At 55.8% G+C, this 14589-nt stretch carries 13 protein-coding genes and 1 tRNA gene; 10 read left to right on the forward strand and 4 right to left on the reverse strand.

Features of this window, described 5'->3' with window-relative positions; all coding sequences use genetic code 11:
- Positions 1 to 253: 253 nt before the first annotated feature.
- Both ACR0A1_RS11610 and ACR0A1_RS11615 read right to left on the reverse strand, forming a co-directional pair.
- Positions 254 to 1132: a hypothetical protein gene (locus ACR0A1_RS11610; RefSeq protein WP_480867584.1), complete on the reverse strand. Its 879-nt coding sequence runs from the start codon at positions 1130 to 1132 to the stop codon at positions 254 to 256.
- Positions 1133 to 1230: 98 nt separating this feature from the next.
- On the reverse strand, positions 1231 to 2088 hold the full coding sequence (locus ACR0A1_RS11615; RefSeq protein WP_480867585.1) for an alpha/beta hydrolase: 858 nt from the start codon (positions 2086 to 2088) through the stop codon (positions 1231 to 1233).
- 336 nt (positions 2089 to 2424) lie between these two features.
- Here ACR0A1_RS11615 and ACR0A1_RS11620 point away from each other — a divergent pair, with 336 nt between their 5' ends.
- The 10 genes from ACR0A1_RS11620 to ACR0A1_RS11665 all read left to right on the forward strand — a co-directional run bounded on the left by ACR0A1_RS11620 (position 2425) and on the right by ACR0A1_RS11665 (position 11911).
- The gene (locus tag ACR0A1_RS11620; RefSeq protein WP_480867587.1) at positions 2425 to 3342 is read left to right on the forward strand and encodes a LysR family transcriptional regulator; all 918 of its coding nucleotides are present in this window, start codon (positions 2425 to 2427) and stop codon (positions 3340 to 3342) included.
- Positions 3343 to 3824: 482 nt separating this feature from the next.
- A complete protein-coding gene (locus tag ACR0A1_RS11625) occupies positions 3825 to 5564 on the forward strand; it encodes an ABC transporter substrate-binding protein (protein WP_480562597.1) in 1740 nt (579 codons plus the stop codon).
- 81 nt (positions 5565 to 5645) lie between these two features.
- Complete coding sequence (locus ACR0A1_RS11630) at positions 5646 to 6695, forward strand: ABC transporter ATP-binding protein (RefSeq protein ID WP_480562598.1); 1050 nt, start codon at positions 5646 to 5648, stop codon at positions 6693 to 6695.
- Position 6696: 1 nt separating this feature from the next.
- A complete protein-coding gene (locus tag ACR0A1_RS11635) occupies positions 6697 to 7773 on the forward strand; it encodes an ABC transporter ATP-binding protein (protein ID WP_170401961.1) in 1077 nt (358 codons plus the stop codon).
- Entirely contained in the window at positions 7770 to 8633 is an 864-nt protein-coding gene (locus tag ACR0A1_RS11640) for a carbohydrate ABC transporter permease (protein WP_170392846.1), read from the forward strand. The genes ACR0A1_RS11635 and ACR0A1_RS11640 overlap by 4 nt, the downstream gene beginning before the upstream one ends.
- On the forward strand, positions 8630 to 9427 hold the full coding sequence (locus tag ACR0A1_RS11645; protein WP_480867589.1) for a carbohydrate ABC transporter permease: 798 nt from the start codon (positions 8630 to 8632) through the stop codon (positions 9425 to 9427). The genes ACR0A1_RS11640 and ACR0A1_RS11645 overlap by 4 nt, the downstream gene beginning before the upstream one ends.
- Positions 9428 to 9435: 8 nt before the next feature.
- Positions 9436 to 9837, forward strand: a complete 402-nt coding sequence (locus ACR0A1_RS11650) for a DUF2160 domain-containing protein (protein WP_170401966.1) — start codon at positions 9436 to 9438, stop codon at positions 9835 to 9837.
- Positions 9838 to 9903: 66 nt separating this feature from the next.
- Complete coding sequence (locus tag ACR0A1_RS11655) at positions 9904 to 10299, forward strand: BlaI/MecI/CopY family transcriptional regulator (protein ID WP_480867591.1); 396 nt, start codon at positions 9904 to 9906, stop codon at positions 10297 to 10299.
- Positions 10286 to 11383: a M56 family metallopeptidase gene (locus ACR0A1_RS11660; protein WP_170567383.1), complete on the forward strand. Its 1098-nt coding sequence runs from the start codon at positions 10286 to 10288 to the stop codon at positions 11381 to 11383. Before ACR0A1_RS11655 ends, ACR0A1_RS11660 begins: the two co-directional genes overlap by 14 nt.
- A gap of 342 nt (positions 11384 to 11725) precedes the next feature.
- Positions 11726 to 11911, forward strand: coding sequence for a transposase (locus ACR0A1_RS11665; protein WP_480537081.1), 186 nt, complete (start codon positions 11726 to 11728; stop codon positions 11909 to 11911).
- A 1152-nt stretch (positions 11912 to 13063) separates the two neighbouring features.
- Here the strand turns inward: ACR0A1_RS11665 and ACR0A1_RS11670 are convergent.
- A tRNA-Arg gene (locus ACR0A1_RS11670) sits at positions 13064 to 13140 on the reverse strand.
- A 64-nt stretch (positions 13141 to 13204) separates the two neighbouring features.
- Positions 13205 to 14587, reverse strand: a complete 1383-nt coding sequence (locus ACR0A1_RS11675; protein ID WP_480562667.1) for a sensor histidine kinase — start codon at positions 14585 to 14587, stop codon at positions 13205 to 13207.
- Positions 14588 to 14589: the final 2 nt, after the last annotated feature.

The raw sequence follows: 14589 nt of genomic DNA on the forward strand, positions 1-14589 counted from the left end.
AAATATGCAGGCGTGATCGGCTGCCATAATCTGACATCAAAAGACTAACACTCGAACGAACGTGATATCTAAAGCACGCAATGGGAAACAATTAACGTGACCACCTGCAGCGCGAGCATTACGCGTCTGTAGCGAATGTCTGGAAGTGCGCTGCCATTGCAGCATGTCCAGTGGCCGCTTTGGACCGCTAGTTAGCTCCCCGACCATATGCTACTGCGGAAGCCTGGCGCTATGAAAACCGGAGTGCGTGCGTCTATTGGTCGAGACTTTTCACCGTCTGAGACGGCAACTCCGCATAGGATGCGTCATAGAAATAGGTCAGCCAAATCGACCACCCATCGAAGAGTATATCGGAAATCCCACGCGAATGAGACCCGACGCTCAGCGGATCTACGGACCCATCAGTTTCAACGCGCAAGAGCCTCGCATTCGGGTACTTCTCGTGACCCCGGTAACCCCCGACAACAATTGTGCCGTTCACGACTTCAACGGATTCCAAGTTACCAAAGCCGGTTGAAACAGCTACAGCAGTATCTCCGTTGCCTGAATGCGGAACCCAATACAAAGCGCTGTCCCAGGCGTCGTCGCTGCCCCAGGACACAGCGTAAATACCTGTCTCTGCGATTGCAAAGCGGGCGAGACCACTGATGCGCAAATCGCCGAGGTGGGGTTGAATTTGTCCGGTTTGGGCTGCGACCGATAGGAATGCGCCGCGCCCAAAATCACTCACAAGAAGGGTGTCGTCGTCGAGGGCTTCGATATCGTAGAGAAAAACACCATCGTCATCGAGAGCCTGACGCCAGTTTACCGTGCCATCCGAAGCGGTAGAAATGACCTCAATGCCATCCACAATGACAATCTGGTTGCCGGAACGCACCATCCCTGTTGGGTTGCGCAGACCTTGCCCATCCGAGAGTTTGATTTCTTCGGTCGCGCCATCAGGAGTGAGCTTGTAGAGCCCGCCGTTAGTGGCGTCTGAGCTGAACTCTTCATCTGGCCCACCCGGTCCAATCGATACGGTATAGACATCATTTCCCATCGGCAAAACGGCTTCGGTAAAGGGCGGCAGCTCCTGTTCGGCGACAACAGGTAAGGCCGTGGTGCAAGTGAACAATAGCGAAAGAACTCTCATCTCAAATATTTCTCCGGTGTATCTGTGCCTTGATGTTGCCGCCCGTTTTTCCGGCAATGATTGTTCCGGGGCGGCGTCAATGAACCGAGCGGTTTGCATCAAAGGGTTCGATTGGAGGCAAGAAAGTGCGGAGCCAGAGCATTGACGGCGGCATCAATGATCAACGGGTCTTCGTAAAACTGAAGCTGGTTGGCGCCGTCGATCCAATACAGCGTCTTCTTTTCTGACGCAATTTCTTCAAAAATGCGGCGGGGAATGACCTGACCGCTTGCAGCTCTGTCGCCATGGATCATCAATACAGGCAGGTTCAGTTGAGGGGCTGTTTCGTCGATCCGCCAGCCCCAAATGCCAGCTTCGCTCATCGCGGTGATGCGGTTTTCCCAACCCCCTTTGAAAGTCAGCCAAGGGGCCCTGTTATCCCATGGTAGGTACCAGTCTGCGATGGCAGTTGCGGTCAGAAGGGCATCCTCAGAGCCGACGATCGGGATGTAGCTTACTTCCCCCGTTTTTCCGAATTCGGTGGCTGCTTTGGCCGCGCGATCTATGCGTGCTTCAACCTCGGCATCACTGCCAAGGTACATTCTGGCGGTTTCCTCAGTTAGATAGTGGCCCGCGACAACCCCGAGAGAGGCCACGCGACCGTCTGTCACCGCTGTTTCAATCGCCCAGTTGACACCCTGACAGATCCCGAGAAGATGAAGCCGGTTTGCGTCGATGCCTTCTTGGTTTGCGAGAAAACCGAGGGCGGCTTGGCAGTCTTCAACCTTGGCTTCACCAGACTCGTAGCGTCGGGGTGAGCCCGAGCTTTCTCCGTGATAGCGTGGATCGAATATCAGAACTGCCAGCCCGCGCGATGCCAGGCGGGTTGCATATTGCACCGGTGACTGTTCCTTGACGAATGCAACAGGGCCGATGATCACAACTGCCGGGTGAAGTCCTTCCGAAGCAGGTCTCAACAACTTTCCAACAAGGGTTTCCCCAGAGCTGTCAAAGGACACTGTTTCAACATCATAAGAGCCAAATGCCGATTGATCTGGGTCACCGGATGCCTCCGCTGTGCTAGCGCGGGAGGTGAAAGCTCCGCTCATGGATGTTGCAATCGCGATTGAGTTGAACATGCGTCGTGTAATCACAGCTGCTGCCCTTTCGTATACAGTTTGATGGTCTCGACAACCAAACGATCTTGGATCGAGCGCCCCGATCTGGGGGGCGCCCGGTTAAGCTTCACTTGTCAGTTAACTCGCGACGGGCATAATTGGGATGACGCAAATAGCATGATGAGCATGCAAAAAATGAATGACATTTTAACTTCTCTGGATGTTAGGACTCTACGGTTCCTGCAGCTCCTGCTTCGCACAAGCAGCGTGACACGCACGGCAATACATCTGGGGATCAGCCAGCCCGCCGCCAGTCGAATCCTCGCCCGGGTACGCGACCTTATTGGAGATCCGGTGCTGATCCGAACGCAGTCCGGATACCAATTAACGGATCATGCTCTGGGCATGAATGAACCGGTCGATACTGCCCTGTCAGCGATAGCTGACGTCTTCCAGCCTTCCGCCTTTGATCCAGCACAGTCCAACTATCGCTACCGCATCGCTTCGACAGATTACGGCGTCGCGGCTGTCCTGGGACCCATGATGGAGGTCTTTGCCGTTACCGCACCAGCAATAAGGTTCGATGTCTCGCCACTGGTGCCGCAAAGCTTTACCGATTTGGAAAAAGGAGCAATTGATCTGCTGCTATACGCGGATTTGGATGCCAGGAACGATTTGCTTGTTCAGAAGCTATTTGATGAAACCTACAAAATCCTGTTCCGACAAGGCCATCCGCTTGAAGAACATGCGTCATCAAAACGGGCACTTACTCCGCAAGACGTTTCGGCTTACCGGTTAATCGAGTTCAGTTTTCCGGGCACTTCGGGTCTGAAACCCGATACGATCATGAGGGAAAAGGGAGATGGTTCGAATGCTGTGTTCCAGCAGCCTTACTTCACCACATTACCTTTTTTGGTAGGACAGACGGATGCAGTTGCAGCTGTCCCCAAGCGGCTGGCAAAGCAAGTCCAGAAATTGACCTCTCTTTGTTCAGCTCCGTTTCGGCCGAGTTGTGGCTTCCCTTATTTTCTTGTCCGCCACGAGCGCAGCCGCTTCAATCCAGCGATCAATTGGCTAAGGGAACAAGCATTGGAGATCGCCAAGTCCGACTGATCAGATGTTCGAGCTGGGATGATAGTTTGCACGTGAGATCTTCGAAGTACACAAAGGCCATCCAAATCAGCACCCGCCCTTGGGTCCTGACGAAACCACAATCCATAGATGGCAGGTCTGTTGGGTTAAGCTGCAACATCGTCCGTTAAAGTTACATCTCCGCTCAGAGCCGTTCCCCAGACCATCGTCTACTTTCCAGCTTCGCGATTGCAGCGAACGACAGCTTTGACGGTCAGCACCGCGAGAAGGTGACCAGGGTCGAACGGAAGGAATGGGCCGTTTGCAGCGCACGTATTTGATGCTAATTGGCGTGATCCATGAAGTTCACCCTCCAACGTAAACGGTAATAATAGATGTAAAACAATGGGTTGATCTACTTCTTCCTTTCTACTAAAAAATTAGTTTGACAGCAGCGCCGAATATCATCGATGCTGTTTGCCATCCGGTCTGCACCGGATCACATAATCTTTGGGAGGAGACAGATGCGGAGACATCTACTTTCCGCCGTGGCGGCAGCGGCCGTCATTGCGGGGCATGGTCCTGCTTGGGCCGACGAAGCCGCAGCACAACGTTGGATCGACGACGAATTCCAGCCATCGACCTTGTCGAAGGACGAACAGTTGTCCGAAATGAAGTGGTTCATCGATGCTGCACAACCGTACTCGGGAATGGAAATCAATGTCCTGTCCGAGGGTATCCCGACGCATTCCTATGAATCCGAGGTTCTGACCAAGGCGTTCGAGGAAATAACCGGGATCAAGGTCAATCATCAGATTCTCGGCGAAGGCGAAGTGGTTCAGGCCGTACAGACTCAGCTACAAACCGGACGGAATCTGTATGATGGCTATGTCAACGACAGCGACCTGATCGGGACACATTCGCGCCTGCAGTTGGCCTATCCGCTGACCGATATGATGGAAGGTGATTGGGCGACGACAACCTCGCCAACGCTGGATCTGGATGACTTCATGGGCATTCAGTTCACCACCGGCCCTGATGGCAAGCTGTATCAATTGCCTGACCAGCAGTTTGCGAACCTATATTGGTTCCGCAAGGACTGGTTCGATGACGAAGCCAACAAGGCCGCGTTCAAAGAGAAATACGGCTATGATCTAGGCGTTCCGGTCAATTGGTCGGCCTACGAAGACATCGCCGAGTTCTTCACCAATGACGTGAAAGAAGTTGATGGCACCACGATCTATGGCCACATGGATTATGGTAAGCGCGCGCCTGACCTCGGCTGGCGCATGACTGACGCCTGGCTGTCGATGGCCGGCGCCGGTGATGTGGGTGAACCGAACGGCGTTCCCGTCGACGAATGGGGCATCCGCATGGAAGCGGGCACCTGTAACCCTGTTGGCGCGTCCGTTTCGCGTGGTGGTGCAGCGAACGGCCCGGCTGCGGTCTATGCGATCCGCAAGTGGGATGAATGGCTGCGGGCTTATGCGCCTCCGGGTGCGGCGTCTTACGACTTCTACCAGTCGCTGCCGGCGCTCAGCCAAGGCAACGTGGCCCAGCAGATCTTCTGGTACACCGCCTTCACCGCGGACATGGTGAAGCCGAAGTCCGAAGGCAACAACACCGTGGATGACGAAGGCACGCCGCTGTGGCGGATGGCGCCCAGTCCGCACGGCCCCTATTGGGAAGAAGGCCAGAAGGTTGGTTATCAGGACGTGGGGTCGTGGACCTTCCTGAAGTCGACGCCTGCGGATCGTGCTCAGGCGGCTTGGCTCTATGCCCAATTCGTGACGTCCAAGACTGTCGACGTGAAGAAATCCCATGTGGGCCTAACCTTCATCCGCGACAGCTCGGTCAACCACGAGTCGTTCACCGAGCGCGCACCCAAGCTGGGTGGTCTGGTCGAGTTCTATCGCTCACCCGACCGTGTGGCATGGTCACCGACCGGCATCAACGTGCCGGACTATCCGAAGCTGGCCCAGATCTGGTGGCAGCAGATCGGTGACGTGAACTCGGGCGCCTTCACCCCGCAAGAGGCGATGGACCGTCTGGCAGAAGAGATGGACATCACTATGGCCCGAATGCAGGCCGCTGACGAAAGCGCCGGTGTCTACGGTGGCTGTGGTCCGCGTCTGAACGAGCCACAGGATGCCGCCTTCTGGTTGGAAAAGCCGGGCTCGCCCAAGGCCAAGCTTGAGAACGAAAAGCCGCAGGGCCAGACCGTCAACTATGACGAATTGGTTCAGCGCTGGCAGTCTCAGTAAGCAAACGAAACCGGGGGTGCCGTGTGCGGCATCCCCACCCCAAGGCCAGTGCGACGCACTGAAGGACCGGAACCCACGGACATGATCGAACTTAGAGACGCCACCAAACGGGTTGGCAATGTCATCCATATCAAGCCTACGAACCTGACGCTCAAGACTGGCCATTTCAATGTGCTGTTGGGCGCTACGGGGTCGGGCAAAACCTCGCTGATCAAGATGATGGCCGGGCTGGACCCGATCGCCTCAGGCAAAGTTCTGATGGACGGGCAGGACGTCACCAAGCTGAACACGCAAAAGCGGCAGATCAGTTTGGTACACCAGTTCTTCGTGAACTACCCGCATATGACCGTTTTCGACAACATCGCCTCGCCCTTACGCGTGGCGGGGATGGCAAAATCCGAAATCGAAGGCCGTGTCGAAGAGGCCGCCGACTTGCTGCAGTTACGCCCAATGCTGCAGCGCCGTCCGCATGAGTTGTCAGGCGGCCAACAGCAGCGTACAGCACTGGCCCGCGCGATTGCAAAGGAAAGCCGCGCGGTGTTTCTTGACGAACCACTGGCCAACCTCGATTACAAGCTGCGTGAAGAACTGCGTGAACAATTGCCCGACCTGTTCGCTGGGCGCGGGGCAGTGGTCGTCTATGCCACGTCGGAACCGGAAGAGGCGTTGATGCTTGGCGGCTACACCGCCTTGATGGAGGACGGGCGCGTCACCCAATTTGGCCCCACCTCAGATATCTATCGCAACCCCGAGAACATCTCTGCAGCTCGTGTGTTCTCTGACCCGCCCATCAATGTGGCGCGCATCACTGTGTCTGAAGCGCAGGCGCAATTGGTCGGCGGTGGTGGCTGGAAAGTCACCGATATAGCCGATGGTGACTACTTGGTCGCCGTGCGTCCGCACCGGGTGACCCCGTTCCGCTCTTCCGACGCCGACGTGGAGCTGACCGGGCGTGTCATCGTGACCGAGCTTTCGGGCTCGGATTCCAGCGCGCACTTCCAGCATGGGGATGAGGCGTGGGTATCCCTGGCCTCGGGTGTCCATCCCTATCAGGTGGGTGAAGACCACAGCTTCTACATGAACCCGGCCCATTGCCGGTATTTCGGCCAAGACGGCAAAAGGATAGCCTGACATGGCACAAATCAAGCTTGCAAACCTGCGACACAGCTATTTCCCCAATCCCAAGGGGCCACAGGATTACGCCCTGAAGGAAATCGACGTCACCTGGCGCGACGGCGGGGCCTATGCGCTGCTGGGACCATCAGGATGCGGCAAGTCAACGCTGCTGAACATCATCTCGGGGTTGCTGACGCCTTCCGAGGGACAGATTCTGTTCGATGGTCAGAACGTTACTGCCTTGCCCCCAGATCAACGCAACATTGCGCAGGTGTTCCAATTCCCGGTGATCTACGACACGATGACTGTGGGCGAAAATCTGGCCTTCCCGTTGAAAAACCGGGGAGTCGACCCTGCAACGATCAAACGTCGCGTCGATGAGATTGCAGAGATGCTGGACGTTACGGATATGCTGAATACCCGGGCCTCAGGTCTGAGCCCGGACAACAAACAGAAAATCTCGATGGGTCGCGGGTTGGTGCGCGACGACGTGAACGCGGTGATGTTCGATGAGCCGCTGACTGTTATCGACCCACATCTGAAATGGAAACTGCGGTCCAAGCTGAAAGAGCTGCACCAGCGCGTCAAAGCCACGATGATCTACGTCACGCACGACCAGACCGAGGCGCTGACCTTCGCGGACGAAGTAGTCGTGATGCAGGAAGGCGAAGTCGTGCAGATCGGCACCCCTGTGGAACTGTTCGAACGCCCTCAGCACACATTTGTCGGCCATTTCATCGGCTCTCCTGGCATGAATGTGCTGCCGTGCGAAGCAAAGGGCGATCGGGCCCTGTTCGAAGGCCATGAAGTGATGCTGGAAGGCCAGACCCACGGTGACGGAGGCCGCACCGATCTGGGTATCCGGCCTGAATATATAAGCTTTGGCGAAACCGGCATCCCTGCCCATGTCACCAAGGTCGCAGATATCGGACGACACTATGTGGTCAGTGCCATGGTCGGTGATACGCCGGTGAAAGCCGTAGCAGAACACAATGCGCCCAACCCTGGCTCACATGTGTACCTGCAATTCAAACCCGAACAATCTCGCGTCTACCGCGACGGCTGGATCGCAACCGAGGAGCGGACGCAATGAGAACGGAAAACCAAAAAGCATGGTTCTTTGTCCTGCCGGTGCTGGCGCTGGTCGCGTTTAATGCGCTGGTGCCGATGATGACGGTGGTCAACTATTCGGTGCAGGAGACCTTCGGTAACAACCAGTTCTTCTGGGAAGGACTGGGCTGGTTCGAACAGATCCTGCGTTCCGACCGGTTTCAGGCAGCTCTGGGACGGCAGTTCCTGTTCACCTTTCTGATCCTGCTGATCGAGGTGCCGCTTGGTATTATCGTGGCGCTTTCCATGCCGCGCAAAGGGTTCTGGGTGCCGGTCTGTCTGGTCCTGATGGCCCTGCCGATGCTGATCCCGTGGAATGTGGTCGGCTCGATGTGGAATATCTTTACTCTGCCCAAGATCGGCCTGCTGGGCTACTTCCTGAATGACGTCCTGGGCATCAACTATGACATGACGCAGCAACCTTTGTCGGCCTGGATCACGGTCATTGTGATGGATGTCTGGCACTGGACCTCATTGGTCGTGCTGCTGTGCTATGCCGGCCTCGTGTCGATCCCGGATGCCTATTATCAGGCTGCTAAGATCGACGGCGCGAGCCCCTGGTCAGTATTCCGCTATATCCAGCTGCCCAAGATGAAAACCGTCCTGACCATCGCCGTTCTGCTGCGCTTTATGGACAGTTTCAACATCTATACCGAGCCTTTCGTTCTGACCGGCGGTGGCCCCGGCAACTCAACCACTTTACTGTCGATCGACCTTGTGAAGATCGCACTGGGACAGTTCGACCTTGGCCCTGCGGCCGCGATGAGCCTGATCTACTTCGCCATCACGCTGCTGGTCAGCTGGGTCTTCTACACTCTGATGACAAAGGATGACGCGCAATGAAGAAGCAGTCCCTTATCCCGATCCTCTATATCGCGTTCCTGATGCTGCCGATCTATTGGCTGGTGGCGATGTCCTTCAAGACCACGAACGAGATCCTGTCGGGCTTTTCCCTGTTCCCCCAGACCTTCACGCTGGAGAACTACATTACCATCTTCACCGATCCGACGTGGTATTGGGGCTATATCAACTCGATAATCTACGTGACGATCAACACGGTGCTGTCGGTCTGTGTAGCGCTGCCAGCGGCCTATGCGTTCTCGCGCTATCGGTTTCTGGGCGACAAGCAGTTATTCTTCTGGCTGCTGACCAACCGGATGGCGCCAGCGGCGGTGTTCGCGCTGCCCTTCTTCCAGCTCTATTCGTCAATCCACCTGTTCGACACCTATCTGGCCGTGGCGCTGGCACACACGCTGTTCAATGTGCCGCTGGCGGTCTGGATTCTCGAAGGCTTCATGCGCGGCATCCCGAAAGAATTGGATGAGACAGCCTATGTCGACGGCTATTCTTTCCCGCGCTTTTTCGTGACGATCTTCCTGCCCAACATCAAAGCGGGTGTCGGCGTCGCGGCCTTCTTCTGCTTCATGTTTTCATGGGTCGAGATGCTGCTGGCCAAGACCCTCACCGCGGTCGAGGCCAAGCCGATCGCCGCCGTGATGACCCGCACCGCCTCCAGCGCGGGGTATGAGTTGGGTCTGCTGGCAGCCGCCGGAACACTGACCATTATCCCTGGTGCCATTGTCATCTGGTTTGTCCGCAACTACATCGCGCGCGGTTTCGCGATGGGCCGTGTGTGAGGTTCGATATGCGTAGACTTCTTCTCACCCTCCCCTTCCTGCCTTCGATGGCATTCGCCCAGCAAGCCGGATGGGGCAATGTTGGCCAGCAAGAGGAAAAGGGATTCTCTTGGACCGCCCCTCTTTGGCCCGATTTCTGGATGGCCTGGACCCCGGCGACGTTGGCGGTGTTCGTGGGTATCTTCGCGGCCATCGCACTAATTGGACTATTGGAAGGGTTCAAGTTCCGCGACGGCCTTGAACGTCGCGGTGTACTTGGTCTGACAACCACGTTGGGCGATCGGCTGTTCATAACACTGCTCGGCTCGACCTATATCTTCCTTGCCTGGCTTGGGCTGGTAGGCCAACCTGTATGGACGCCTCTTTTCCTGTCCATCGGTTGGGGCGTCTTCGTCTTCTGGAAAGTTTAAGCTTTGAGAAACAGCGAAAGGATGCTTGTCTGTCAGGCATACTAAAAAATGGCGACACCGAGATCGATGCGAAAAAAAAAGACAACAAATCTACTGACCGAAGTGGAGCTTGAGTTTATGAATGAGCTCTGGGCGCTGGGTCAGGGTTCGGTCCGTGATGTCCTCGATCGCCTGCCTACTGATCGTAATTTGGCCTATACATCCGGCGCGACCATTCTGCGTATCCTTGATGAAAAAGGGTTCGTCGAAAGCGAGAAGAACGGCAAGTCGCTGATCTACAGACCCCTGCTGGAAAAGGACAGGTACCAGTCGCGGTCGCTGCAGAATCTTTCTCGGACCCTGTTTGACGACACACCCGCAACGCTGGTTGCAAGGCTGGTCGACGATGAGGGGCTGACAGAAGATGATTTGGAGGAAATTCGAGCACTGGTAGAGAGGAGACTGCAAAATGACAGCGGTTAAACCGGTTCTCGACACGTTTCTTGATCTGAATGTCGTGCTTGGATTGTCGGCCTTTATCTGGTTGGCAGTGCGCGCGGCGCTGGATAGGACATCGATGCGATATGGATTTGTGGCTCAGCTTCGCTTGCTCAAGGCACTTTGTATCTGCGTTCTTGTCAGCCCCATTTTGGCTACAGGGGTCTCGAGCCTTGCAGGACTGGTCTGGCCGGGGCAACCTGTTGCACTGGGGGATATTGCCGTGGCCGCTTATCTGCGCGGCGACATTGCCATGCCAGCAGCACAGTTTGAAACCCTACTGAACACGCGCGAGCGGTGGCTGGACCACGTACTGGCAGGCGCAAGCATGGCCGCAAACTGCGCCTTGATCGCATTTGCTCTTATTGCAGCGGTGCTGACAGTTCGTGTGATGCGCGATGCATGGGCCATCCGCAGCGCGATCACGACCAGTTTTCTGTGGCGGCAATCCGCCAAGGTGGACATTCGCCTGTCAGATCGGATTACCGTACCGTTCGCTGTGCGTGGCCTCCGCCGCCGGCACGTCGTGCTGCCCAGTCATCTGTTGAACACACCAAATGAGTTGCGATTTGCCCTGGCGCACGAGTTTCAGCACATCCGAGCCAATGACGTGGAATGGGAGCTTGGGTTCGAGCTTTTGCGACCTTTGCTGTTCTGGAACCCGGCCTATCTGGTGCTCAAACACCAATTCGACCGGCTACGCGAATTGGCCTGTGACCAATCCGTCGTGTCTCGTAAGGGCATAGATTCAAAGGAGTATACGACCTGTTTGCTGGAATTCTGCGCGCGATCGATTACGTTGAACAATCCACGTGTTCTTAATGTGGCACTGGTTTACGGAACAAAGGCAAAGCACGTACTGCGGCAGCGCGTGTTAGCGTTGACCGAAGCGCCGATGGCAGACACCCGACTACCTGCGGTATTTCTTGGACTGATACTTTCATTTGCATTAGTTCTCGCCATCGGATCAGCATCAGTTCGCCAAACACAGGACTGGAGCCACGATCGACTGATGCTGTCTACAGTCATCAATCTGGAACGGCTGGAGGCTCGCAATCGAGGGAACTGACGGGTTAACAATGTGCCGTCTCGGATCAGGCATGCAGACGTGTCTGACGTCGGCGCCAATGGATTAGTTTAGGTTGATTTGATAAGGGAGATGCGGTCATCGGGCCGATTCACCATAATTGTGGTAGTGATTTGAAGCTCAAAGGAGAGGACCAAGACTTATTTCGTGGGTCTTGATGTTTCAGTCAAGAGCGCGGCAATTTGCGTGATCGCAGGTAACCCGGTCCTGGTGGCGGCAATCTTCCCGCTCCCGTCAGCGCGTGATGCGATGGCAGAAGAATTTGTTGAATTGGACAAGCAGGTTCGAGATCAGTCTCGCAAAGATAATGTCTGTCGCCGCCTCATGACAACTCCCGGTGTCGGCGCCATAGTTGCAATGACCTTCCGTGTTGCCATTGAGGGACCCAAACGTCTCCGTTCATCTAATTCGGTGGGAGCCTGCTTTTGCCTGACGCCATGGCGAAACCAATCCAGACAAACGGATCGAGTCACATCAAATACCAAGGCCGGCGATGCCAGTGTGGGATAGACGCTTTACGAAGCAGCGCATGTGATGCTTGTGAGAACCACCTGATGGACTCCGTTGAAGGCATGGCCGATGCGTGTTGCCGCCCGATGTGGTGCAAAGCGCGCCAAAATTGCCCTCGCGAGGAAACTGGCAGTCATCATGCATCGGATGTGGATAGACGGCACGGAATTCAGAACCGTCTGAAAGACAACGAGTACCAACTCTTCCGCGAGGAAGGCGCCCCTGAAAGGACGCAGCGCGGGAAATGCCGACAGAAACCCTGATAAAAATATATGCCGCAAGGGAAATAAGCTTTCCCCGTCAGAGCCAACCGCATCATTTGAGTGCACTACGCAGATCACGGACAGAAGCAAGCACTTTCGGGCGCAATATCCTTGCAATACCGGGCCCGATTACAGAAGGGTTTCGGACTCACCATAACCGCCAAGGAGTAGCGAGGAGAAAGAAACCCGGAACCAAGCATAGCCACGGTGAGAAGGTGTAAAGGACACTCGCCGTGTGACCCGATAGCAATTTTCAGCAGAAGAGCAAATCAAGATCGTGCTGGACGGCCTGAAGCGCGAGGACAGCATTGCGGAGCTGCACCGCTGTGAAGGCACCGCCCAGAGCCTAGCCAGGTTTTTCAAGCGCAGCGAAAGTCCGCTGTGTTGCCACAATTATTTTTTGAAGTTTGACAGACGGGTTCAATAGCAAACAGCAGCAAGCCGTCTTTCCCATCACTGTCCTTTCGTGGGCCAGCGGGATTTGGACAAGCCAAACTCCCCTAGCCGTCAGGGTGAGGGCCCGGCCCTCCCCCTCGGGCAACCCTTTTAGACAGGGCCGTGTCCTCGGCTGCGCCTGCGGGCCGCACCACCCCTGTCGAATAGCATTGCCTCGCCCCCCCCCCGCGTTCGCCACGTGGCAGAGCAGCAGGAACAGGCGGCTTCGCCGTCTGATCTGCAAATCAGCTCTGATTTTCCGAAAGGAAAGTCAGAACAAACCAAACTATCTGCAGGAGTATGAAATGGCAGCGGCGTGTTAGCTGATGACGCAAAGGTCAAATTCAACTGATGTCCAAAATTGGGGTCGCCTTCTGATGTCAAACGTTCACTGCTTTTCTGGTCCAACTATGACGGTTGGGTCAGGTTCATGTGACGTTCAACAGGAAACCAGTGGCGGACCGAGGAGGATTCGAACCCCCGACCCCTTGATTCGTAGTCAAGTACTCTATCCAGCTGAGCTATCGGTCCGCGTTGGTGAGGCGGTATTTAGACCTGAGGCCGAGGGCGCGCAAGTCGATTCTTCAAAAAAGCTTCAAAAAGTCATATCACCGCGTGGAAGCCTTATTTCAAAGGTGGTTCCATCAGGCCCTGTGTCTTTCAGAAACAGGTCTCCGCCGTGACCCCGCACCAATTCTTGCGAAATCGCAAGCCCAAGTCCCGAACCGCCTTTGCGAACACCACCCTGAAATGGTGTAAACAGATTCTCTCGGGCCTTAGGAGGCAGGCCTGGACCCGTATCGCTGATTTCGATGCACCAGTCGGCTTCAAGCTCAGATGCAGACACCGTTACGCGCCCCGCCTTACCCGAGACCAGAAGTGCTTGCCGGGCATTGCGCACAAGATTCATGACAACCCTGAAAATCTGTTCCGGGTCGGCACGGATAACAAGATCTTCGGGTACGTCGTTCACAATCTCAACGCAGGCATCGGCAATGGCGAGTTGCTCGCTGGCGACAACATCTGCGGTAACGTCCCGCAAGCGAACCATGGTCAGGGTTGGGGCTGGTTCTTCGGCGCGTCCGAACGCCAAGGTGCTTTCGCACAAAGAAACCGCCCGCGTGATCGAATTGACAAGTTTGGGTGCCATTCGCGCCACCAGGGGGTCATTGCTTGCTTCAATTCGATCGGTAAACAGCTGAGCAGAGGTCAGAATGTTGCGCAGATCGTGGCTGACCTTGGCCACCGCCCCGCCCAACTGGGCCAGACGTTCACGTTGTTTCAGGGCCTGGGTCAGATCGGTTTGAAGCATCTGCAGGGCCTCTTCGGCCTCGCGCAGTTCGGTCACCTTTGAATTGGGGGAGATGATGCCGCGCGCATCCTCAGGTGCGCTGGCATAGCGCTGCATGTAGCCAACAACGCTTTTGATCGGACGCACCAGTACCACGCGCACAGCCAGAAACAGGAACGAGGCCGTTATGATTGAGATCACAAAGGACAGCCCAAGGATGCGGAGCCCATAATCCGTCATGGCCATGCGCAAGGGCTCACTGTCCATTGTCACCTCGATCAACAGTCCTGCGTCTTTGACCGGCGCGCCAATCACACGAATGACCTCGTTTTCGGGGGTAAACAGCCTCGAGACAGCATCACGGATTAGCACCCAAGCGCTGGCATTACGCAAATCAAAGGTCTTGGTGATCTGGGTCGGGATCGGCGAAGACAGCATGAGCTGACGCACCTCGTCGCGGCGCAATACGACGTTATAGACCCCCGCATTTGACAGCAATTCCGCTTCAAGCTCATCAGCCAGCATATCGTCGGCCAACAAAGCAAGCGAGGCGATCTGGGCGCGTTCCAGCCGGTTCAGCAGAAAATCTTCACGGAAACGCGCGATCGATGGCACAAAGATCAGTACTTCGGCCAACATGACGAAGACCGTCGTCAGGATCAGAAATCGGCCCGACAGCGAGTTCACTT

Source organism: Ruegeria sp. D6 (genome assembly GCF_056534365.1).